Below are 22,075 nucleotides of genomic sequence, written 5' to 3' on the forward strand. Positions count from 1 at the left end.
GGCGAAGCGGATCGGGGCGGTGGGGTGGGTGCCGAGGCCGGCGGAGACGTGCAGCCAGGAGTCCGAGCCGGGCCAGCGGTGCAGCCCCCGCGCCATCGAGCGGGGCAGCCCGCAGTTGGTCACCAGGGCGCCGTACCCGGGCACGCAGACCTGGCCGCCGTGGGTGTGCCCGGCGAGCAGCAGACCGAAGCCGTCGGCGGCCATCCGGTCCAGCACCACGGGCTCGGGGGAGTGGGACAACGCGATCGAAAGCGCCGCGTCGCCACTGACCGGGCCGGCCACGGCGTCGTAGTCGTCCCGTTCGATGTGGGGGTCGTCCACGCCTGCCAGCTCGATCTCCCGCCCGCCGGCCTTGAGCGTGGTGCGGGCGTTGTTCAGGTCCGCCCAGCCGGCGCCGGTGAGGATGTCGCGCAGTTCCTCGTACGGCAGCGGCACGCCCTCGGAGTACTCCCGGTCGGGCAGGAAGTAGGTGAAGGGGTTCTTGAAGACCGGGCCGGTGTAGTCGTTGGAGCCGAAGACGAACGCGCCGGGCAGGTCGAGCAGCGGTTGCAGGGCGCGCAGCACGCCCGGCACCGACGCCGGGTGCGCCATGTTGTCGCCGGTGACCACGACCAGGTCGGGGTCGAGTGCGGCCAGCGAGGCCACCCAGTCCTGCTTGCGTCGCTGGTCGGGCATCATGTGCAGGTCGGAGAGGTGCAGCACCCGCAGCGGTTCGGCGTCGGTCGGGAGCACCGGCACGTCGTACCGGCGGAGGGTGAACATGTTGCGCTCGATGAGCGACGCGTACGCCAGGGTGGCCGCACCGGCGGCGACGGTTCCGGCCGCGAGCCGGAATAGTGTGCGCTTTCGCATGGCGTTCAGGGTAGTTTCACCGTCCATGAGCACGCTGAAGGACCGTCTCACCGCCGACATGCGCGCCGCTCTCAAGGCGCGCGACGAGCTGACCACCTCCACGCTGCGGATGGCCCTGGCCGCCGTGGGCAACGCCGAGGTCGCCGGCCGGGAAAAGCGCGAGCTCAGCGACGACGAGGTGCTCGCCGTGCTGACCAAGGAGGCCAAGAAGCGCCGCGAGGCGGCGGTGGCGTTCGCCGACGCCGGGCGCGCCGAGCAGGCCGGCAAGGAGACCGCCGAGGGTGAGGTGCTGGAGCGCTACCTGCCCAAGCAGCTCTCCGACGACGAGCTGGCCGAGCTGGTCTCGGGGGCGCTCGCCGCGGGCGGCTTCACCGGCAAGGCGCAGATGGGCCCGGCCATGAAGGCGGCCCAGGGCGCGGTGGCCGGCCGGGCCGAGGGTGGTCGGGTCGCCGCCGAGGTACGCCGCCAGCTCGGTCTCTGACCCCGGCGCTCCGGTAGCGCGGAAACGACGACGGCCACCTCCCGAGGGAGGTGGCCGTCGCTGTTGTCGGCTGTCAGTTCGGCGGTCGTCCCGGCCGGCCGCCGTTACCCGGTCCGCCCGGGCCACCCGGCCGGCCCGGTGTGGCGGTGCCGCCCTGCTCCGGGGTGCCCTGGCCGGAGCTGACCTCGATCATCACCACGCCACCCTTGATGGTGCGGCCGTCGGGGCTGGTGCCGGCGGCGGTGCCGGCCGGGCACTCCGACGGCACCTTGTTGCTGGAGACCACCGGCTCGAAGCCGGCACCCTTCAGCCGGGACTTCGCGGTCTCGATGGACTCGCACTTCACGCCCGGGATGGAGCGCTGGTCACCCAGGACGATCTTGCCGCTGGGCGGCGTGAAGTTCTTCCGCTCCTTGCCCTTCATGGCGTCGCGCAGCGTCTGGTAGACAGCCGGGTTGATGCCCTGGGGCGTCTCGTCGTGGCCCATCTTCTGGTTGGTCTGCGGCCAGTCCGGGTCGGCCATGATGCCGGCCACCGCGTACTGCTTGGTCATCGCGACCAGGGCCGAGGTGCGGTCGGAGTCGGTGGTGCCGGACTTGCCGGCCACCGGCGCGTTGACGATGTTGCGGACGTTGCCGGCGGTGGCGGGGCCGCACTTCGTGGTGGAGGAGCGGTCACCGACCGGGCAGCGCGCGGCGTCCACGGCGGCGCGGGCCACCTCGGTGCTGACCCGCTGCTCGCAGCGGGGGTTGGCGACGTCCAGCTTCTCGCCGTCCGGGCCACGGATCTCCTGCACCGGGATCGGCTCGCAGTACTTGCCGTCGGCGGCGAGCGTCGCGTACGCGTTCGCCAGCTCCAGCGGGGTGGTCTGGGAGACGCCGAGGCTGAACGCGCCCCACTGGTGCGGGTTGGCGGCAAGCTGCGCGTCGCTCGACGAGCGGAACGTGATGCCGAGCTTCTGCGCGGCCTTCACCACGTTCTCGGCGCCGACCCGCTGCTGGAGGTCGATGAAGAACGTGTTGACCGAGAAGCCGAAGCCGCTCCACATGTTGTGCATGCCGGCCATCGCGGGGTTGGCGTTCTTCGGGCAGTACTTGCTGGTGCCCGGGCAGGCGGCGGGCGAGTTGAACTCGACCGGGTAGTCGGACTTGAACACCGGCTGCGCGTTGATGGGGTAGCTGAGCGGGTAGCCCTTCTCCAGCGCGGCCACCAGCGTGAAGATCTTGAAGGTCGAGCCGGCCTGGTAGCCGGCGATGCCGGGACCGCCGGTGACCAGCGGGTTCACCGTGTTGGGGTAGTTGCCCCGGATCTTCTTCTTGGCCTTCTTCGGGTCACTGGAGATCTTGTTCTGCGGGTCGGCCGGGTCGTCGAGCTTGAAGTTCCGGTTCACCGCCACGGCGCGCACCCGGCCGGTGCCGGGTTCGACGGCGGCCACCATGCGGGCCGCCTTGCTGCTCTCGCCGAGCTTGTTGCGGACGGCCTTGTCGGCGCCCTTCTGGGCCTGGACGTCCAGGGTGGAGACGATGGTGTAGCCGCCGCTCTTGAGCCGCCGCTCACGGTCGTACGAGGTGGCGCCGAACGTCTCCTGCTGGAGCCACCAGCGGTAGAGGTAGTCGCAGAAGAAGCCCCACGAGCGGGTGGTGGTCTGGGTGCAGCCGTTCGGGGTGCGCTTGCCCTTGACCTGGAGCTTGATCTTCTTGGCGGCGTCCGCCTCCTGCTGGGTGACCGCGCCGATCTGCACCATGTTGTCGATGACGTAGTCGCGCCGGCCGACCGCCTCCGGGTAGCCCGCCTTGGTGGTCGGGTCGAACGCGGTGGGTGCCTTCACCATGCCGGCGAGCATCGCCGACTCCTGGATGTCGAGCTTGCTCGGCGGCTTGTTGAAGTAGACCTGGCTGGCCGCCCAGATGCCGTACGCGCCGTTGCCGAACGCGGCGATGTTCAGGTAGCGCTCCAGGATCTCGTCCTTGGAGAGCTCCTTGTCGACCTGGAGCGCCAGGCTCATCTCGCGCAGCTTGCGGCCGCTGGTGTCCTCGGTCGCGGCGACCACGTCGGCCGGGTGGGTGGCCGAGTAGGAGATGGCCAGCCGGACGTACTGCATGGTGAGCGTCGAGGCGCCCTGCCGGGAGGAGCCGGAGGCCTGGTTGTTGACGAAGGCCCGCGCCACACCGTTGATGTCCACGCCGTTGTGCTTGTAGAAGTCGTGGTCCTCGGCCGCGATGATGGCCTTCTGCATGTACGGCGAGATGTCCTTGAGCTTGACGTCTTTGCGGTTCTCGTCGTACATCGTGGCCAGCACGGTCTTGCCGTCGGACGCGAGCAGCCGGGTGATCTGGGGCGCCCGGGCGACTGTCAGCTCCTTGGGCAACGCATCGAACGTCTCCGCCCCCGCCTTGGCGGCCAGTCCGGACATCGCCGCCACGGGGAAGGCCGCCGCGGCGACCACCACTCCGGCCAAGAGGCCGCAGATCAGCAGCGATGCGGCGTTGGTCAGCACGTTGTGGTCACGTTTCCGCATCCAGGTCACCTCGACAGGGTACGCGAGTAGGGAACGGCGGGCGCGCGGGGAACTTTCCCCATTTCCTGCACGCGCCGGCCTCGTTGTGCTAAACGCACGAGCCCTGGTCCGGGGTTGCGTGAGATCCGGCGGAAGTCTCTCCGAAGTCCGGGAGTGGCGCAGCGTTTTCACGTACTCGGGCGGGGTAGTCGCGGGGCGAAAGCCCGGGAAGCCGGGAGTGTCCGGAATGATGGATTTCGCCGACAACGTTGCGTAATCGGGCGACTACACAGCATGATGGTGGCGGCGACCGCAGCCATGAGTCGTTCGTGCCGCCCTGGGGAGGCCGGCGCGAACGACCGGGGGGATGTACGAGGGCTGCTCGCGCGAAGTCGGTAGGTACTGCAAGGGGGGACGTGTACAGATGGGCATGATCACTGACTGGCCGTCACTGGCGGCATGTCAGAACGGAGACCCGGACGCGTTGTTCGTACAGGGCGCCGAACAGAACGTGGCGAAGAGGATCTGCCGGAGCTGCCCAGTTCGGTACGAGTGCCTGGCCGACGCGCTCGACAACCGGATCGAGTTCGGCGTGTGGGGTGGCATGACCGAGCGCGAGCGCCGGGCGTTGCTGCGCCGTCACCCGCAGGTCACCAGCTGGCGCAAGATGTTCGAGGCGGCCATGAAGAAGAACGCCAAGGAGAAGGCCGGCAAGGACAAGATCCTGGTCACCACGGCCAACTGACCGGACCGGTCAGCTCCGGCTGATCGCCTCGCCGATCGTCCGCAGCCCGTCGACGTCGTGCACGTCGGCGGGCTGCGCCGTCACCGACACCGCCGGCACCGCCGGGAACGCCTCGGTGAACCGGGCCGCCACCTGCTCCTCGCGTACCGCCTGCTGGGCCAGCGCGGCGTGCGCGCGCAACACCTCGACGGTGCCCTCGTGCCCACCCACGCCGGCCAGCCGCTCCGCGGCGGCCAGGCTCTCCGCGGCGGACAGGTCCGACGTCGGCCGGTGCACCCGGTTGAGCACCAGCCCGGCCAGCGGCATCCGCTCGGAGCGCAGGCGGCCGGCGAAGTAGGCGGCCTCCCGGACCGCGTCCGGCTCCGGCGCCGCGACCAGCAGGAACGCCGTCTCCCGGGCCTGGAGGATCCGGTACGTCTGCTCGGCGCGCTGCCGGAACCCGCCGAACATCGAGTCGAGGGCGGCCACGAAGCCGGACAGGTCGGTGAGCAGCTGGGCGCCGATCACCTTCTGCACCACCTTGGAGAACATCCCGAAGCTCGCCGTGACCAGGCTGAACATGCTCCGCCCGCCGCTGCGCGCGGGGGCCAGCAGCAGGCGCAGCATCCGGCCGTCGAGGAACCGGGACAGCCGGGCCGGCGCGTCCAGGAAGTCGAGCGCGGAGCGCGACGGCGGCGTGTCCACCACGATCAGGTCCCACTCGCCCCGGGCGTGCAACTGGCCCAGCTTCTCCATCGCCATGTATTCCTGCGTGCCGGCGAAGGTGGAACTCATGGCCTGGTAGAAGGGGTTGGCGAAGATCTCCGCGGCCTTCGCCGGGTCGGTGTGCTGAAGCACCACGTCGTCGAACGTGCGCTTCATGTCGAGCATCATGGCGTGCAGTTCGCCGCCGCTGGCCTCGACGTCGATGCCCTTGACCTGCCGGGGTGTGTTGTCCAGCTCGGTCAGGCCGAGCGACTGGGCCAGCCGGCGGGCCGGGTCGATGGTGAGCACCACCGTCCGCCGGCCGTGCCGCTCGGCCGCCCGCAACGCCAGCGCCGCCGCCGTGGTCGTCTTGCCCACGCCGCCCGCGCCGCAGCAGACCACGATCCGTACGCCGTCGTCGGCGAGGATCTGGTCGACGTCAAGCGGAGGCGCCGCGTCTTCGGAAGGCACCAATCGAGCGTATCGGTCCCGAGGGGCACTCTGCTCCGTGCCGGCCGCAGGTGTGAGTCAATCCGCCCGGACGAGGGCCTCGGCGAGCGTCTCCAGCCCGGCCCGGTCGACCCCCTCGGGCAGCAGCGGCAACTCGACCAGGGGCAGGCCGAGGTCCACCAGGTCACCCCGGAGGGAGTCCTCCAGCTCACGGCGTACCTGCTGGTCACGAGCCTCTTCGACGAGCCCGGCCACGGTCGGGCCGTCGGTCGGCAGGCCGGCGGCGGCCAGCCCGCGCTTCAGCTCGGCCGCTGTCACCGCCCGCCCGGCCGGCACCGGCGGGCGGACGCCGTTGACGATCACGCGGCCGACCGGGAAACCGAGCTGGGTCAGCTCCGCCACCGCGTCGAGCGTCTCCTGGACCGGCATCTCCTCCAGCAGCGTGACCACGTGCACAGCGGTCATCGGTGACCGGAGCAGCGCGGAGACGCCCTCGCTCTGGGTCTTGATCGGGCCGACCTTCGCGAGCCGGGCGGTCTCCGCCGTCACGTTCAGGAAGCGGCCGATCCGCCCGGTCGGGGGCGCGTCCAGCACCACCGCGTCGTACGTCCGGCGCGACCCGCTGGTCCGGGTGGTCGCCTCCTTGACCTTGCCGGTGAGCAGCACGTCGCGCAGGCCCGGCGCGATCGTGGTGGCGAAGTCGATCGCGCCGAGCTTGCGCAGCGCCCGGCCGGCGGCGCCGAGCTTGTAGAACATGTCCAGGTATTCGAGGAGCGCCTCCTCGGCGTCCACCGCCAGCGCCCGCACCTCACCGCCGCCGGGCGCGTCGGCGAGGTGCCGTTCCTCGTACGGCAGGGGGTCGGTGCCGAAGAGCTGGGCGATGCCCTGCCGGCCCTCCACCTCGACCAGCAGGGTGCGCCGGCCCCCGGCGGCCAGGCCGAGGGCCAGCGCGGCGGCCACGCTCGTCTTTCCTGTGCCGCCCTTGCCGGTCACCACGTGCAGGCGGGCCGGCCATCTGCCGGCGGACTCGGCCGGCTGCTCACTCGCTGCCACCCGTCGAGCCTAACCAGCCGGTGGGACCAGCTCTGTCCGGCCGGTGGGATCAGCCGACCTCGCAGACCCACCAACCCGTCTTCCGCACCACTGTGAAACGCAGCGCCTGCTCGGCGACCTTCTCGTCGGCGGTGGTCATGGTCACCCGGGCGGAGACGGTGGCCCGGTCCCCGGTCTGGTTGTCGACGGTCGGGGTGGGCCAGCGGAACCGGGGGTTCTGGTACTGCGCGACGTACTTCTGGACCTCGGCGACCTTGGTGGTGATCTTCTCGTCGTCGCGGGCCGCGGAGCAGACGAACGCCGCAGCCTTCTCGGCGTCGCGCTCCTGGTAGACGGCCTTGAGGAAGCCGTCCACCGCGACCTGCGGCTCCTTCGCGCCCTGGCCGTCCTCGCTGTTGCGCAGCGCGAGGAACGCGGCAGTGCCCCCACCGCCGCAGAGCAGGACCGCGGCGGCCAGCACCAGCGAGACGATCAGCACCGCCGGTCGCTTGCGCGGCTGGGGTTCGGACGGGTACGCCGGCGGGCCGGCCGGGAGTGCGGATCCCGGCGGCGCGCCGCCGGTGGGCGGCGGTTGCGGATTCGGGTCGCCGGGCGTGCCGGTGTCGCCACCGACGGGCGGTTGGGTCATCTGTCTCCCCCGGGTTGCGGCTCCCGTCGCCGCCCCAGGCGACGGGCACGGGTCGAGGTGTGCGGGCGCGCGTCGGCGCGCGTCCAGTCCGGAAGGGTATCGGTCGGCGGGGCGCTTGCCAGCCCCGCGTACGCGCCCCGCCGGACGGAGACGGCTACCGCGATCCCGACCAGCCTTGTGTCGCAAATGTGACTGGACGTGACGAGGCGTGCGCGTCCCGTTGCCGGGACTTGTCGCAGGATCTACGTTCGTCCCCGACGCGGAGAGCCGGGCCGGGGACGGCTCCGAGCCGGATTGCGGTGTTGGTGAACAGGTACGACGCCCGGAGGCGAAGGATGCGCGACGCGGAGAACAGTCCTCGGGGCCAGTTCCCCGGTGACCGGGCCGGACGGCCGGGTGAGGCCGAGGGACCGGGCGCGCCGTTCAACGAGCGCTCCTACGGCCCTCCGGCCGACGTGGTCCGGACGCTTCCCCGTTCCGGCGGGAGGGGGCGGGACGAGGACGAGCCCGGCTACGTCATCCACCTCCAGGTCCGGGTGCCCGACCTGGCGGCGGCCACCGCGCTCGCCGGCACCGTGGCCACCTCGCTGGGCTTCCTGATGGAGCTGGACGCGGGCGAGACCACCGTCTCCACCGCCGACGACCAGAACAACAGGCACCGGGTCTTCTGCGACCTGCTGCTGCCCGACCGCAGCCGGTGCCCGCAGCGCTTCGAACACGAGGGCCCGTGCGGCGAGCCGCCGCCGGCGCCGGAGCCGCGTCCCGCGTCCTGGTGACCGCGGCGGACCGTAGGCTGTGCCTGACCGAAGTCCAAGTCAGGCAAGGGAGCCCTCCTCCGATGCAGAAGTGGGAATACGCCACGGTGCCGCTGCTGGTCCACGCGACCAAGCAGATCCTCGACAACTGGGGCGAGGACGGCTGGGAACTGGTCTCCGTGGTCCCCGGCCCGAACCCGGAGCAGCTCGTCGCGTACCTGAAGCGTCCGAAGGGCTGACCTCGATGAGCAACGGACCCCAGGCGAAGCTCGCCGAGCTCGGCCTCGAACTGCCCGAGGTGGTGCCGCCGGTGGCCAGCTACGTACCGGCCGTCCAGTCCGGGCAGCACGTCTACGTGTCCGGCCAGCTGCCGATGGCCGAGGGCAAGCTGCTCGCCACCGGGAAGGTCGGCAACGGCGTCTCGGCCGAGCAGGCGAAGGACCTGGCGCAGCGGTGCGCACTGAACGCGCTCGCCGCGATCGACGCGCTGGTCGGGCTGGAGAACGTGGTCAAGGTGGTGAAGCTGACCGGCTTCGTGGCCAGCGCACCCGGCTTCACCGGCCAGCCCGGCGTGATCAACGGCGCCTCCGACCTGTTCGGCGCCGTGTTCGGCGAGGCCGGCCGCCACGCCCGCAGCGCGGTAGGCGTGGCCGAACTCCCCCTCGACGCCCCGGTAGAGGTAGAGGTCATCGTCGAGGTCGCGTGACCGTGCCCTCTCGCCCGCCGCGAGAGCCCGCGATCTTGCGGTTGCGGCCCCGGCAGAAGCCCCACACGGGGACAAAGCTCGGGCCGGAACTGCAAGATCGCGGGGAGCGGCGGGCGGAGTCGTACGATCGCAGCCATGGGTGGGCGTATGGCCGGGGCCGCGGGGGCGCTTGCGGAGGAGCTACCGGCGTGGGTGACGTTGCTGCGTGCGCCGAACCCGGGGCCGATGACGCTCGACGGGACCAACACCTGGGTTCTGCGGGCCGGGCCGGACGCGCCCGCCGTCGTGGTCGACCCGGGGCCCGCCGACGAGGGGCACCTGGCCGCGATCGCGGCGCAGGGGCGCATCGGGTGCGTGCTGATCACGCACGGGCACGCCGACCACACCGAGGGCGCGCCCCGGTTGCGTGAGCTGCTCGACGGCGTACCGGTGCTCGCCGCCGACCCGGCGCACACCGCCGGAGGTGAGCCGCTCAGCGCCGACACCGCGCTCGACGTGGGGCTGGACCTGCGACTGCTGCCCACCCCCGGGCACACCGCCGACTCGGTCTGCCTCGTCGCCGCGCACGGCGGCGAGCGCGTCGTGCTGACCGGTGACACCATCCTCGGCCGGGGCACCACAGTGGTCGCCCACCCGGACGGGCACCTCGGCGACTACCTGTCGAGCCTGGAGCTGCTCTCCACGTACCGGGAGATCCCGGCGTTGCCGGGCCACGGCCCGGCGCTGGCCGACTGCGGTGTGGCGGCCGACTTCTACCTGGCCCACCGGCGGGCCCGGCTGGACCAGGTGCGCGCCGCCGTCGCCGCGGGCGCCACCACCGCGGCCGAGGTGGTCGCAGTGGTCTACGCCGACGTCGACAGGTCGCTGTGGTGGGCCGCCGAGTGGTCGGTCCGGGCCCAGCTCGAACACCTCGGAGTGGAGCAGCCGTGACCTGCCCGGTGTGCGGAACCGTAGCCGTGCCCGGGGCGCGGTTCTGCCACAACTGCGGGGCGGCGCTGCCGGCTGCCGCCACGCTGCCCGCGGCCGAGCGCCGCGTGGTGACCGTGCTCTTCGGTGACCTCTCCGACTTCACCTCCTGGTCGGAGGACCTGGACCCGGAACGGGTCGGTGCGGTCACCGACCGGGTGCTGGCGGCCCTCGCGGGCGCGGTCAAGACCTTCGGCGGGCACGTCGACAAGCTCACCGGCGACGGGATCATGGCGGTCTTCGGCGCCCCGGTCGCGCACGAGGACGACGCCGAGCGGGCGGTCCGCGCGGCGCTGTCCATGCAGCGTGCGGTGCGGCGGGTGCTCGACGACGAGCGCGGCGGCGGCGCGCCGCTGGGCCTGCGCGTCGGCCTCAACACCGGAGACGTCATCGCCGGCATCCAGGCGGCGATCGAGTACACGGTCATCGGCGACACGGTGAACACCGCCGCCCGGCTGGCCGACGCCGCCGCGGTCGGCGCGGTCTACGCCGGTGCGCGCACCTCCGCGGCCACCCGGCACGTCGCCTCCTGGCGGGCGCTGCGCCCGCTGCGGCTCAAGGGCAAGCGGGAACCGGTCGAGGCGTACGAGCTGCTGGGCCTGCTCGACGCGCCCGGCACCCGGTCCGGCCTCGGTGACGAGGCGCCGTTCGTGGGCCGGGAGACCGAGATCGGCCGGATCGCCGGCCGGCTCGCCGAGGTGATCGACAGGGGCGAGCCCCGGGTGCTGCTGATGACCGCCGAGGCGGGGATCGGCAAGTCCCGGTTCGCGGCCGAGGTGGAACGCCTCGCTGCCGGCTACGACGTCGGCGCCGGGCGGTACGCGGCGCACACCGGCGCCCGCGTGCTCTCGGTACGCTGCGCGGCGTTCGGCGAGCGCCGCCGGCTGGCGCCGCTGGCCGACCTGGTCCGGGCCGCCGTCGGCCTGCCGGGCGACGCGGCCACCGCCGTCACCCGGCCGGCCGTCGAGGAGCGGCTGCGCCGCCTCGGCCAGCGCCTGTCCCGGCTCCCCGGCGACCCGCCGCCGATCGCCGTGGACCAGCTCCTGGCCCTGCTCGGGTACGCCGAACTCCCGCCCGCCACCGAGAACGGCGAGTGGAACGCGGCCGGGCCGCCGCCGGACGACGAGGCGGTGCCGACCGCCGTGGCGGACCTGCTCAGCGCGCTCGCCGGTGAGGCGCCGCTGGTGATCGTGGTGGACGACCTGCACGACGCCACCGCCGAGACGCTCAAGGCGCTGGCGCTGACCCTCAACCGGCTCAGCGGGCCGGTGCTGGTGCTGCTGCTCGGCCGCCCCGAGCTGGTACGCACCGCCGGCGCGCTGACCCGCGTCGCGGACGCCGAGGTGCACGCGCTGCCGCCGCTGCGCGGCGCGGACGCCTCCCGGTTGCTCACCAGCTACCTGTCCGGTGGCCGCATGCCCCAGACCGACGCGGACCGGCTGCTCGCCACCGCGCAGGGCAACCCGTTCTACCTGGCCGAGCTGGTCACGCTGCTGATGGAGCGCGGTGCGCTCACCGCCGGCCCGGGGCGGGGCGCCGACGTCGGCTGGCGACTCGCCCCCGGCTCGCTCGGCAGCCGCCTGCTCTCCCGCGACCTGGCCGCGGTGCTCGCGGCGCGTATCGACGCGCTGCCGCCCAACGCCCGCTCGGCGCTGCGCGACGCCGCGGTGGTGGGCGACACCGTGCCGGCGGGAGCGCTGGAGGCGTTGCGGGAGCAGCGGGTCGGACGGGACGGGCGGCCCGCCGCGGTGGCCGCCGTCGAGCTGGACCGGGCCGTGGAGGAGCTGCTGCAACGGCGCATGCTGCACCGCACCCGCAGCGGGTTCGCCTTCGCCACCCCGCTGATGCGGGAGGCCGCGTACGCCGGGGTGAGCAAGGCCGAGCTGGCCGAGCGGCACGCGGCGCTGGCCCGCTGGGCCGCGCCGGAGAGCGTCGACGAGACCGGCGGCGCCCCGGGGGGCGCGTTCACCGAGGCCGCCCGGGACGACTTCGTCGCCGAGCACGTGGAGCGGGCCACAGCGCTCGCCGACGCGGTCAAGCTGCGCCCGGACGCGCCGGCCCGGGCGGTCACCCCGCTGGGGGTGGCCGCGCTGGGCCGGGCCGCCCGCCGGTCGCTGCGGTCGGGGGAGCCGGCGCTCGCCGTCGAGTACGCCGAGCGCGCGGCCGAGCTGGCCCGCGACGGGGTGCCACCGGCGGACCGGGTGGTGCACGCCCGGGCGCTGCTCCAGATCGGCCGCCCGGCCGACGCGCTCGCGTTCGCCGAGAAGATCGCCGCGAACGCCGGCGACCCGGCCACCCGGACCGCCGCGCTGCTGCTCGCCGGGCAGGCCCAGCAGACACTCGGTGACGCCGAGCGGGCCGAGTGTAACTGGCAGGAGGCGTTGCAGGTGGCCACCGACGCCGGTCTGCCCACGCTGCGGGCCTCGGCGATGCGGCGGCTCGGCATGGCCGACTTCATCGCCGGCCGGCTCGGGCAGGCGAGCAGCCGGCTGGCCGCGTCCTACCAGGTCAGTCTCGCCGCGCGGGATCCCCGCGGGCAGGCCTGGTCGTTGCAGAACCTGGCCTGGGTGACCACCACCCGGGGCGACTTCGCCGGCACCGACGCGGTGCTCGGCCGGGCCGCCCGGCTCTTCGCCGAGCTGAAGGACCCGTACGGGCGGGCCTGGCTGCGCGGCACCACCGCGTTCGCCCGGCTGCTCGCCGGCCGGCTGCGGGAGGCGTGCCGGATGGCGCGGGTGTTCCTGCCGTTCGGGGAGCGGGTCGGCGAGGCGTGGGCGGTGGGGACGCTGCGCGCGGTCGAGGCGTACGCCACCGCCGAGCTGGGCGACCTGGCCGAGGCGGACCGGGCGGCGCGGCGCGCGTACCGGGACTTCGCCGAGGTGGGCGACGACTGGGGGCAGGGCTTCGCGCTGGTGGTGCGCGGGGTGGTGGCGCGCGGGCTGGGCGAGCCGGAACACGCGGCCGACCTGTTCACCGAGGCGCTCGAGTACGCCGACCGGACCACCCACCCGTTGCTCACCGGCATGGCCGGCACGCTGCGCGGCTTCGTGGCGCTGGACATGGGCGACCACGAGACAGCCGAGCGGGAGGCGCGGTCGGTGCTGACCCGGGTGGAGCCGCACAACCCGCAGGCGCCGGCCCAGGTCGCGCCGCGGGTGCTGCTCGCCATGGCCCGGCTCGCGGCGGGTGATCCGGGCACCGCTGTGGGGCTGCTCGCCCCGGTCGCGACCGGCGCGGCGAACGCGCCCTCGCTGCTGTTCTCACGGCGGCAGACGATGGCCCGGTACGCCGCCGCGCTGCTCGCCCACGGCCAGCGCGAGCAGGCGCTCGACTGGGCGCAGCGGTCGATCACCGCCCCGGCCGAGGACGTGCGCAGCCAGGTGGTGGCGCTGCTGGTGCTGGCCGAGGCGCTCGACGCCTGCGGTCGCCGGGCCGAGGCGCTGACGAACGCGGAGGAGGCGGTACGCCTCGCGTACGCCACCGAGCAGCGCAGTGAGCGGATCGTCGCGGACGCGCTGCGGGTCCGCCTCTCCGGCGGCTGACCGCCCGTTGTTCTGACGGTTCCGGGGATGTGTTCGTCGGTGGAGCCGGTTAGCGTGGGGCCGCGACAGTGGTGGATCGACTGCCGCCTTCCGGTGCGCGCCTGCGTCACCGGCAGACCACGCTGGGGAGGAACGATGAGGCTGCCGCGCTCGGGCGCCGGCTGGACGATCGCGGTCTTCGGGCTCCTCGCGCTGCTGCTCGGCGCGCTCGGTCTGATCTGGCCGGAGACGCAGCTGCGCCTGCTCGGCTTCGAGGTGCCGGCCGAGCGCGCTCCGGGCGACTACACCGGCACGTTCCTCACCGCGTCCTCGATGGCCTCGTTCAACATGGGGGTCTACTACCTGCTCGCCGTCGCCACCGAGTGGCGGCCGTTCTACCGGTTCACCGTGTGGTTCCGCCTGGTCACCTTCACCGTGTTCACCATCGCGGTGCTCTCCGACGTCGCGCCGGACCGCTTCTTCGCGGTCGCCGCGTGGGAGGGCCTGGGCGCGGTCGCGACGGCGGTCGGCCTGTGGTGGGACGCCCGCCGGGCGGCCGCCGCCACTGACGACTCCGTCCCGGGTCCGGTGCCGGCCACCGACACGGCGCGCTGACGGGTCCGGATCGTTGGGTATTTTCGAGTCGTGACCGAGACCCCGCCCGGCGCCCTGCGGCTGCCCATCGTGCCCGGTCTGACCGATCTGCAGGTGTTCGCCCGGGGCGGGTACGCCACCATCTACCGGGCCACCCAGATCTCGGTGGGGCGCGAGGTCGCGGTCAAGATCGAGAACCGCACGCTGGACAGCGAACGCGACCAGGCCCGTTTCCTGCGCGAGGCCCGTGCCGCCGGGCGGATGTCGTCGCACCCCCACGTGGTGGACCTGTTCGACGTCGGCGTCACCGTCGACCAGCACCCCTACCTCATCATGGAGCTGTGCGACGGCTCGTACGCCGAGCGGATGCGCACCTCGCCGCTGGGCCCGGCGGAGACCCGCGACCTCGGCGTGAAGATCGCCGACGCGCTGGCCCACTCGCACGCGGCGGGCGTCCTGCACCGCGACGTCAAGCCGGCGAACATCCTGCACTCCGAGTTCAACTCGGCCGTCCTGGCCGACTTCGGCCTGGCGGTGCTCGCCGAGTTCCGCGACTCCTCGGTGATGCTGGAGGCGCTCACCCCGGCGTACGCGCCACCGGAGACGTTCAACCACAGTCCACCCACGCCCGCAGTCGACGTCTACTCGCTGTGCGCCACGCTCTACGCGGTGATGTACGGCCGTCCGCCGCGCTGGCACTCCGAACGCAACCCGAGCCTGGTCACCGTGCTGGAGATGTTCCAGCAGCCGATCCCGGGCCTGCCCGGCGTGCCCGGTGAGCTGATCGACGTACTCCGGTTGGGCATGTCGAACGACCCGGGCGCGCGGCCCTCCGCGGTCGAACTGCGCGGCCTGCTCGCCTCGCTGCCGCTGGACGGCGCCCCGGCGACCGGCGGCCTGTACGACGGCGCCACCGGCGACCGGTTCCACCGCACCGGTGGGCCGAACCCGCGGCCGCCCGCGGACGACGACCACCCGACTGTGGCCTCGCGTGGCCGGCGCTGGCCCAAGCGCTGGTTCCTCGGCGGCGCCGGTGTGCTGGCGCTCGCCGCCTCGGCCGGTGGCGGCTGGGTGGCAGGCGGGCACACGCCGGCCGTCACGCCCACACCGGCGACCAGCGGCGTGGCCGGGGTGGCGCCGGTGCCCGGCTGCGCGTCCGCCGACGTGCGGCTGCCCGCCGGGGCGCGCTGCGCGACGGAACTGGAGTGCTTCGGTCCGGTACGGCTGCGCCGCGACCGGGCCGAGGCGAGCCGGGTGCCGTGCGACGGCCAGCACACCTGGGAGACCTACGCCGCCGGTGACCTGCCAGCCGGGCTCGCCGGGGCCCGCCACGAGACGGTCGCGGCCGACCCGGCCGTCGGGCGGGTGTGCAACGCCGACACGTTCCGGCTGGTCAGCGGCGGCAAGTCGGCGAGCGGGTGGAACCTGGAGGTGCTGCCGCCGGAGGCCGAGGCGGACCGCACCTACCGCTGTCTGGCCGGCCGGGGCGTCAACGCGCTCGCCGGCCCCACGCTCACCGGTCGCTGAGCCCGTTCACGGTCCGGCCCTGCCGGACCGACCGCGGGTCGAGCGTCTCCAGCGTGTCGGCGTCCACCGCCGTCGTCGCCCGCATGCCGCGTACCACCCGCGGGTCGAGCGTCTCCAGCGTGTCCGCGTCGATCGGCTGGCCCGCCGGCGTGCGCAGGTTCCGTACCGCGCGCGGGTCGATCGCCTCCAGCGTGTCGGCGTCCACTCCGTACCCCTGGTGGGGGACCGGCCAGGTCTCGGCCTGCGGGGCGGGCCCGCCGGTGCCGCCGGGCTGACGCGCGGCGGTGATCGTCACTCCCGTGATCATGGCGAGCAGGACGCAGACCAGGGCCAGCACGACCGACAGGATGCCGGGCGGACGCCACACGGCGAGGGTCACCACCGCCGCCACCGTCGCCAGGGACGCGACGACGGCCTTCGCCCGCGCATCGGGCTTCGGGAACGATCTCACCCGACAAGCATGGCCCAGCGCGTCCACCTGTCAACCGGCGGGATGAGACGGCTTCCCGTCACCGACGCTCCACTTCGGAGTCGCAGGTAGCGACGATCGAGAAAAAATCGTTACATCATCTGGTTGTTTGCCGTATCGATCCCCGTTTGGGGGCCACTAACGTGGGCGTCGATCCCTACAGTGACGGGGGTCGAGGTCTCCTCGACGGAACTGTTCCCCGACGGAAGGCAGCCTCATGCCCCGTGCAATCCGATCCCTGGCCGCAACCGGGATCGCCGGCGTCCTCCTCGCCGGACCGGCCGTCGCGCCCGCCGCGGCGGCGACTCCGCAACCACCCGCGCACGACCGGACCACCGCCGCCGAGGCGCGCCGGGTGGACCGCGTGCCGACGCCGAAGCTCGACTGGTACGCCTGCTACGACTACGCCGAGTGCGCCACGGTCCGGCTCCCGCTGGACTACGACAACCCGAAGGGCGCCACCACCGAGGTCGCCCTGCTCCGGGTCAAGGCCCGCGACCAGCAGCGCAAGGTCGGCAGCCTCTTCCTCAACCCGGGTGGCCCGGGTGGCTCCGGCACGAGCATCGCGCTCGCCGCGCCCTACTTCCTCGGCGACGACCTGCTCGACCGCTTCGACATCGTCGGCGTCGACCCGCGCGGCGTCGAGGCCAGTGAGAACATCAAGTGCTTCCGCTCGGTGAAGGACCAGACCCGCGCGTACGCCGGGCTGAACGTCGCGTTCCCGTGGACCAAGGCGGAGGAGAAGGCGTACGTCGCGGCGTCCAAGGCGGTCGGCAAGGCGTGCTCCACCACCGGTAAGCCGCTCACCGGCGCGGCGTCCACCGCCGAGGTGGCCCGCGACATGGACGTGCTGCGCCGCGCCGTCGGCGACAAGTTGCTCAGCTACCTCGGCTTCAGCTACGGCACCGCGCTGGGCCAGTACTACGCCAACATGTTCCCGGACCGCTTCCGCGCGCTGGTCGTCGACGGCGTGCTCGACCCGAACGCCTGGATCGGCCAGGGCAGTGCCCGCAACCAGCTCCAGGAGACGCGGCTGCGCAGCGCCGACGGGGCGTACCGGGCGCTGCGCGAGATCCTGGCCCGGTGCGGCGAGGCCGGCGCCGAGCAGTGTGCGCTGGCTTCCACCGGCAACCCGCTGGCCGCGTACGACACGGTGGCGAAGCGGCTGCGCAAGAAGCCGGTGGTGATCGAGGACCCGGACTTCGGCTCGTTCACCGTCAGCTACGCCGACTTCGTCGGTGCCACGCTCGGTGCGCTCTACGACCCGTACGGCTGGCAGTCGGTGGTGGACCTGACCGTCCAGCTCCTGGCCCTGACCGACCCGGCCGCCGGCAAGGCCGCCACCGCCACGGCCCGCAAGGCACTCGCCGCCCGCGCCGCGCAGGCACGGCAACAGCGGGGGTACGACTTCCCGTACGACAACGGGCTGGAGACGTTCCTGACCGTCGACTGCACCGACGCGTACCACCCGAAGAGCGCCGACGCCTGGCCGGCGCTGTCGGCGAAGGAGGACAAGCGGGCGCCCTACTTCGGGCGGGCGTGGGCCTGGGGCACCTCGCCCTGTGCCCGCAACACCTGGACGGTGCGGGACGAGGACGCCTGGACCGGGCCGTTCAACCGGGTCACCGCCGCCCCGGTGCTGGTGGTCGGCAACTACTGGGATCCGGCGACCAACTACCAGGGCGCGGTTAGCTCGGCGAAGCTGCTGCCGAACAGCCGCCTGCTGAGCAGCGACAGCTGGGGCCACACCGCGTACGGCACCTCGGCGTGCGTGACCGGCCGGATCGACGCGTACCTGCTCACCGGCAAGCTGCCGGCCAAGGGCACGCTCTGCGTCGGTGACGCGCAGCCGTTCCAGGAGGACGCGGCGGCCGGCCGGGCGGACGCGTCGAAGAGCGCGCTGGCCCGGGCGGGCGAGCCGAGCCGGGGCGAGCCGAAGCGGCTGCCGCCGGTGGCGACGCCGCGCCCGGCGGTCGGCACGCTGACCGTCCGCTGACGGACCCCCGGGGTACGGCGGGGGATCGGGCACCCGCCGTACCCCGGGCCCACCTCGGTCAGTAGGACTTGTCCTGGCCGAGGACGTGCTGGGCGACGAAGTTGAGGATCATCTCCCGGCTGACCGGGGCGATCCGGCCCGCCCGTACCGCGCCGAGCAGCGTCGCCACGCCGTACTCGGTGGTCATGCCGGCCCCGCCGAGCGCCTGGACGGCGGTGTCGACGGCGAGCGCTGCGGCCTCGCCTGCCGCGTACTTGGCCATGTTGCCGGAGATGCCGGCCTCCAGGTCGCGGCCCGCGTCGTAGAGCGTGGCCGCCTTGTGGATCATCAGCCGGGCCAGCTCGACCTGCACTGCGGCGTGCGCCAGCGGGTGCGAGACGCCCTGGTGGGAGCCGATCGAGCGTCCGCCCCACACCTTGCGGGTAGCTGTGTAGTCGCTTGCCCTCTCGATCGCGTACCGGCCGGTGCCGGCGCCCATCGCGGCAACAGTGATGCGCTCCGGGTTGAGCCCGGCGAACAGGGCGGGCAGCCCGGCGTCGAGCGACTCGCCGACGAGCGCGTCGGCGGGGAGCCGGACGTCGTCGAGGAAGAGCAGGAACTGGTTCTCCGGCGACAGGATCTCCATGTCCAGCTTGGACTTCTCCAGGCCGGGCGCGTCGGTCGGCACGATGAACAGCGCCGGCTTCAACTTCCCGGTGGACGCGTCCTCGGTACGAGCGACCACGAGGACGTGCCCGGCCTCGTCCACCCCGGAGATGTAGATCTTCCGGCCGCTGAGCAGCCAGTCGTCGCCGTCGCGGCGGGCCACTGTGGCGAGGCGGTGGAAGTTCGATCCGGCGTCCGGCTCGGTGATCGCGAAGACGATCTTCTGGGAGCCGTCGGCGAGGCCGGGGAGGTGCTTCTTGCGCTGCTCCTCCGTACCGTGCTTGTTGATGATCGTGGCGGCGATGGCGGGGGAGACCACCAGGAGCAGCAGCGGGCAGCCGGTCGCGGCCAGCTCCTCGCACACCAGCGCCAGCTCGGTGATGCCGCCGCCCCCGCCGCCGTACTCGGTGGGGATGTTCACGCCCAGGTAGCCCAGCCGCCCGGCCTCGTGCCACAGCTCGGTGGTGTGCTCGCCGGACCTGGCCTTCTCGACGAAGTAGGAGTGGCCGTACTTGCGGCCCAACGCCCGTACGGCGTCGCGGAGCTGGTCCTGCTCGGGGGTCAGGTCGAAGTTCACTGCGGGTCCTCCTCGGGGTCCACCACGGCAAGTACGGCACCCGTCTCGACCTGGCCGCCGGCCGGCACCGGCAGCTCCGTCACCACGCCGTCGGCGGGGGCGAGCACGGGATGTTCGAGCTTCATCGCTTCCAGCGTCAGCAGCAGGTCACCGGCAGCGACCCGCTGACCGACCTCGACGTGTACCCGGGTCACCGCGCCGGGCAGCGGCGCGAGCAGCGACCCGGCCGCCAGCTCCGCGGTGGGCAGGGGCAGGCGGGGCAGTTCGGTGAGGCTCGCCGCCCCGTCCGGGCCGTCCACGAAGACCGACGACCCCACCCGGTGTACGCGGAAGGCCCGCCGCACCCCGTCCACGTCGAGCACCACCCGGCCCGGGGTGGCAGTCACCAGCTCGACCACCGGCAGCTCGGTGTTAACAGAGGACCCTTCCTCTACCGGATCCGTTAGGAGGGGGCCCTTCCTTCCCCACTCGGCGAGGCCGCCGGTGCGGTCGAGGCGGTAGTGCACCTCGATCTCCTCGCCGTCGCCGACGGTGAACCGGGTGACCTGCGGGAAGGACGGCACGTTGCGCCAGCCCGACGGCAACCCGGCCAGCACCGGGGCGGCGGCCCGGCGCTCGGCGGCCCCGGACAGCGCCGCCGCCAGTGCCGCCACCGGAAGCTGCTCCGCCGGCAGCAGTGGCGCGAACACCTCCGGGTGCCGGTCCAGGAAGCCGGTGTCGAGGTCCACGGCGGTGAACTCCGCGCTGCGCAGCACACGGACCAGCAGGTCCCGGTTGGTGGCCACGCCGTGCAGTTCGGCGCGGGCCAGCGCGCCGGCGAGCGCGCGGGCCGCCTCGGTGCGGGTGGGCGCCCAGGCGACGAGCTTCGCCAGCATCGAGTCGTAGTGCACGCTCACCGTCGAGCCGTCCACGACGCCGGAGTCCAGGCGCAGGCCACGGGCCGGGCCGAACTCGGCTGCCACCCCGGGGATCGCGAACCGGTGCAGCGTGCCGGTGGCCGGGCGGAAGCCCTGAGCCGGGCCCTCGGCGCACAGCCGTACCTCGATGGCGTGGCCGTCGGCCGGAGGCGTGGTGGTGACCGGCAGCGGCTCGCCCTCGGCGACGAGCAGTTGCAGCCGGACCAGGTCCAGCCCGGTGGTCAGCTCGGTGACCGGATGTTCCACCTGGAGGCGGGTGTTCATCTCCAGGAAGTGCACCTGCCCGCCCGGCGCGAGCAGGAACTCCACGGTTCCCGCGCCGACGTAGTCGACAGCCCGCCCGGCCGCCACCGCCGCCTCGTGCAACTCCGCGCGCACGTCTTCGGGCAGCACACCCGGTGCCTCCTCGACGATCTTCTGGTGGCGGCGCTGGATCGAGCAGTCGCGTACCCCGAGGGCCACGACGGTGCCGTGGGTGTCGCCGAAGATCTGCACCTCGACGTGGCGACCGCGTTCCACGTACCGCTCGATGAAGACGGTGCCGTCGCCGAACGCCGCCGCGGCCTCGCGGCGAGCGCCCGCGACGGCCTCGGCCAGCCCGGCGGCGTCGCGGACGATCCGCATGCCCCGGCCGCCGCCACCGGCGGCGGCCTTGACCAGCACCGGGAAGGCGGTGACCTCGGCCGGGTCGGTCCAGGTGGGCAGCATCGGCACGCCCGCGTCGGCGAGCAGCGCCTTGGCGGCCATCTTGTCGCCCATCGCGGCGATCGCCTTGGCCGACGGCCCGACCCAGGTCAGGCCCGCGTCGGTCACCGCCGCGGCGAACTCGGCGTTCTCGGCCAGGAAGCCGTAGCCGGGGTGGACGGCGTCAGCGCCGGAGCGCCGGGCCGCGTCCAGGATGGCGTCGATGCGCAGGTACGTCTCGGCCGGCGTGTTACCCGGCAGCCGGACGGCCTGGTCGGCGTCGGCCACGAACGGCGCGTCGGCGTCCGCGTCGGAGTGCACGGCGACGGTGGCCACGCCGAGGGCGCGGCAGGTGGCGAAGACCCGGCGGGCGATCTCGCCCCGGTTCGCAACCAGAAGTTTGTTGATCATCCGCGCTGAGCCTGCCTTTCGTTCGCGACTGCGGGACTCCGCTTCGCTGCGTTCCTCGCGCTCACGGTGCCTGCCTTTCGTTCGCGACTGCGGGACTCCGCTTCGCTGCGTTCCTCGCGCTCACAGGTCACATCCGGAAGACGCCGAAACCGTCGGCGCCCTTCACCGGTCCGTTGTGGATCGCCGACAGGCACAGCCCGAGGACGGTACGGGTGTCCCGGGGGTCGATCACCCCGTCGTCGTAGAGCCGCCCGGACAGGAACAGCGCCCCGGACTGCGACTCGATCTGTTGCTCGACCATCATCCGCATGGCGGCGTCGGTGTCCTCGTCGTACTCGCGTCCCCGGGCGGCGGCGGCCTGCCGGGCCACGATGGACAGCACACCGGCGAGCTGCGCCGGGCCCATCACCGCCGACTTCGCGTTCGGCCAGGTGAACAGGAACCGGGGCTCGTACGCCCGGCCGCACATGCCGTAGTTGCCGGCGCCGTAGGAGGCGCCCAGATTGACCGTCAGGTGCGGCACTTTCGAGTTCGACACCGCGTTGATCATCAGGGCGCCGTGCTTGATGATGCCGCGCTGCTCGTACTCGGTGCCGACCATGTAGCCGGTGGTGTTCTGGAGGAAGACCAGCGGTGTGTCAGCCGCGTTGGCGAGCTGGATGAACTGGGCCGCCTTCTGCGCCTCCTGGCTGAACAGCACGCCCCGGGCGTTCGCGAGTACGCCGACCGGGTAGCCGTGCAGCTCGCCCCAGCCGGTGACCAGCGCGGTGCCGTAGCCGGGCTTGAACTCGTCGAACGCGCTGTCGTCGAGCACCCGGGCCAGTACCTCGCGCGGGTCGAACGGCACCTTCAGGTCGGCGCTGGCGATGCCGAGCAGCTCCTCCGGGTCGTACCGGGGCGGCAGCGGGTGGGGGTTG

The 22,075-nt window shown here is 73.2% G+C and carries 19 protein-coding genes; 10 read left to right on the forward strand and 9 right to left on the reverse strand.

Translation table 11 applies throughout. From position 1 onward, the window contains the following. Positions 1 to 852: metallophosphoesterase (locus tag ABD52_RS26250; RefSeq protein WP_047893563.1), on the reverse strand; the 852-nt coding region annotated here is incomplete at its 3' end. A 25-nt stretch (positions 853 to 877) separates the two neighbouring features. On the opposite strand from ABD52_RS26250, the gene ABD52_RS26255 reads away from it, so the two are divergent. Continuing rightward, positions 878 to 1,333, forward strand: coding sequence for a GatB/YqeY domain-containing protein (locus ABD52_RS26255; protein WP_030273797.1), 456 nt, complete (start codon positions 878 to 880; stop codon positions 1,331 to 1,333). Positions 1,334 to 1,406: 73 nt separating this feature from the next. Here ABD52_RS26255 and ABD52_RS26260 read toward each other — a convergent pair whose 3' ends face one another. Next, a complete protein-coding gene (locus ABD52_RS26260) occupies positions 1,407 to 3,851 on the reverse strand; it encodes a transglycosylase domain-containing protein (protein ID WP_036311464.1) in 2,445 nt (814 codons plus the stop codon). 403 nt (positions 3,852 to 4,254) lie between these two features. On the opposite strand from ABD52_RS26260, the gene ABD52_RS26265 reads away from it, so the two are divergent. After that, positions 4,255 to 4,575 (forward strand): WhiB family transcriptional regulator, encoded by a 321-nt coding sequence (locus ABD52_RS26265; RefSeq protein ID WP_013289026.1) that lies wholly within the window; start codon positions 4,255 to 4,257, stop codon positions 4,573 to 4,575. Positions 4,576 to 4,584: 9 nt separating this feature from the next. Here ABD52_RS26265 and ABD52_RS26270 read toward each other — a convergent pair whose 3' ends face one another. The 3 genes from ABD52_RS26270 to ABD52_RS26280 are packed head-to-tail and all read right to left on the reverse strand — an operon-like array spanning position 4,585 to position 7,390. Beyond that, complete coding sequence (locus ABD52_RS26270) at positions 4,585 to 5,733, reverse strand: ArsA-related P-loop ATPase (RefSeq protein WP_200905239.1); 1,149 nt, start codon at positions 5,731 to 5,733, stop codon at positions 4,585 to 4,587. Positions 5,734 to 5,787: 54 nt separating this feature from the next. Next, a complete protein-coding gene (locus ABD52_RS26275) occupies positions 5,788 to 6,762 on the reverse strand; it encodes an ArsA-related P-loop ATPase (RefSeq protein ID WP_030273789.1) in 975 nt (324 codons plus the stop codon). Positions 6,763 to 6,811: 49 nt separating this feature from the next. Beyond that, positions 6,812 to 7,390, reverse strand: a complete 579-nt coding sequence (locus ABD52_RS26280; RefSeq protein ID WP_030273787.1) for a hypothetical protein — start codon at positions 7,388 to 7,390, stop codon at positions 6,812 to 6,814. Positions 7,391 to 7,725: 335 nt separating this feature from the next. Between ABD52_RS26280 and ABD52_RS26285 the strand changes: the two genes are divergently transcribed. The 7 genes from ABD52_RS26285 to ABD52_RS26310 all read left to right on the forward strand — a co-directional run bounded on the left by ABD52_RS26285 (position 7,726) and on the right by ABD52_RS26310 (position 15,459). Then, complete coding sequence (locus ABD52_RS26285; RefSeq protein WP_030273785.1) at positions 7,726 to 8,166, forward strand: hypothetical protein; 441 nt, start codon at positions 7,726 to 7,728, stop codon at positions 8,164 to 8,166. A 62-nt stretch (positions 8,167 to 8,228) separates the two neighbouring features. Next, on the forward strand, positions 8,229 to 8,384 hold the full coding sequence (locus ABD52_RS39335) for a DUF4177 domain-containing protein (protein WP_013289021.1): 156 nt from the start codon (positions 8,229 to 8,231) through the stop codon (positions 8,382 to 8,384). 5 nt (positions 8,385 to 8,389) lie between these two features. Continuing rightward, on the forward strand, positions 8,390 to 8,851 hold the full coding sequence (locus ABD52_RS26290) for a RidA family protein (RefSeq protein WP_013289020.1): 462 nt from the start codon (positions 8,390 to 8,392) through the stop codon (positions 8,849 to 8,851). Between the two features lie 147 nt (positions 8,852 to 8,998). Further along, a complete protein-coding gene (locus ABD52_RS26295) occupies positions 8,999 to 9,781 on the forward strand; it encodes an MBL fold metallo-hydrolase (RefSeq protein WP_013289019.1) in 783 nt (260 codons plus the stop codon). After that, entirely contained in the window at positions 9,778 to 13,359 is a 3,582-nt protein-coding gene (locus ABD52_RS26300; protein WP_030273781.1) for an adenylate/guanylate cyclase domain-containing protein, read from the forward strand. Before ABD52_RS26295 ends, ABD52_RS26300 begins: the two co-directional genes overlap by 4 nt. Positions 13,360 to 13,494: 135 nt before the next feature. Continuing rightward, entirely contained in the window at positions 13,495 to 13,953 is a 459-nt protein-coding gene (locus ABD52_RS26305; RefSeq protein ID WP_013289017.1) for a hypothetical protein, read from the forward strand. A 30-nt stretch (positions 13,954 to 13,983) separates the two neighbouring features. Then, positions 13,984 to 15,459 (forward strand): serine/threonine-protein kinase, encoded by a 1,476-nt coding sequence (locus ABD52_RS26310; RefSeq protein ID WP_013289016.1) that lies wholly within the window; start codon positions 13,984 to 13,986, stop codon positions 15,457 to 15,459. Here ABD52_RS26310 and ABD52_RS26315 read toward each other — a convergent pair. Next, positions 15,446 to 15,910, reverse strand: a complete 465-nt coding sequence (locus ABD52_RS26315; RefSeq protein WP_013289015.1) for a hypothetical protein — start codon at positions 15,908 to 15,910, stop codon at positions 15,446 to 15,448. The genes ABD52_RS26310 and ABD52_RS26315 overlap by 14 nt on opposite strands. Before the next feature lie 235 nt (positions 15,911 to 16,145). On the opposite strand from ABD52_RS26315, the gene ABD52_RS26320 reads away from it, so the two are divergent. Beyond that, positions 16,146 to 17,924 (forward strand): alpha/beta hydrolase, encoded by a 1,779-nt coding sequence (locus tag ABD52_RS26320; RefSeq protein WP_013289014.1) that lies wholly within the window; start codon positions 16,146 to 16,148, stop codon positions 17,922 to 17,924. A 58-nt stretch (positions 17,925 to 17,982) separates the two neighbouring features. On the opposite strand, the gene ABD52_RS26325 is transcribed toward ABD52_RS26320, so the two are convergent. From ABD52_RS26325 to ABD52_RS26335, 3 genes are all read right to left on the reverse strand, one after another. Next, entirely contained in the window at positions 17,983 to 19,146 is a 1,164-nt protein-coding gene (locus tag ABD52_RS26325; protein WP_013289013.1) for an acyl-CoA dehydrogenase family protein, read from the reverse strand. After that, positions 19,143 to 21,158: a biotin carboxylase N-terminal domain-containing protein gene (locus ABD52_RS26330; protein WP_047893561.1), complete on the reverse strand. Its 2,016-nt coding sequence runs from the start codon at positions 21,156 to 21,158 to the stop codon at positions 19,143 to 19,145. The genes ABD52_RS26325 and ABD52_RS26330 overlap by 4 nt, the downstream gene beginning before the upstream one ends. A gap of 127 nt (positions 21,159 to 21,285) precedes the next feature. Then, positions 21,286 to 22,075: carboxyl transferase domain-containing protein (locus ABD52_RS26335; protein ID WP_047893562.1), on the reverse strand; the 790-nt coding region annotated here is incomplete at its 5' end.

This window comes from Micromonospora sp. RV43 (genome assembly GCF_001029515.1).
GTDB lineage: Bacteria > Actinomycetota > Actinomycetes > Mycobacteriales > Micromonosporaceae > Micromonospora > Micromonospora aurantiaca.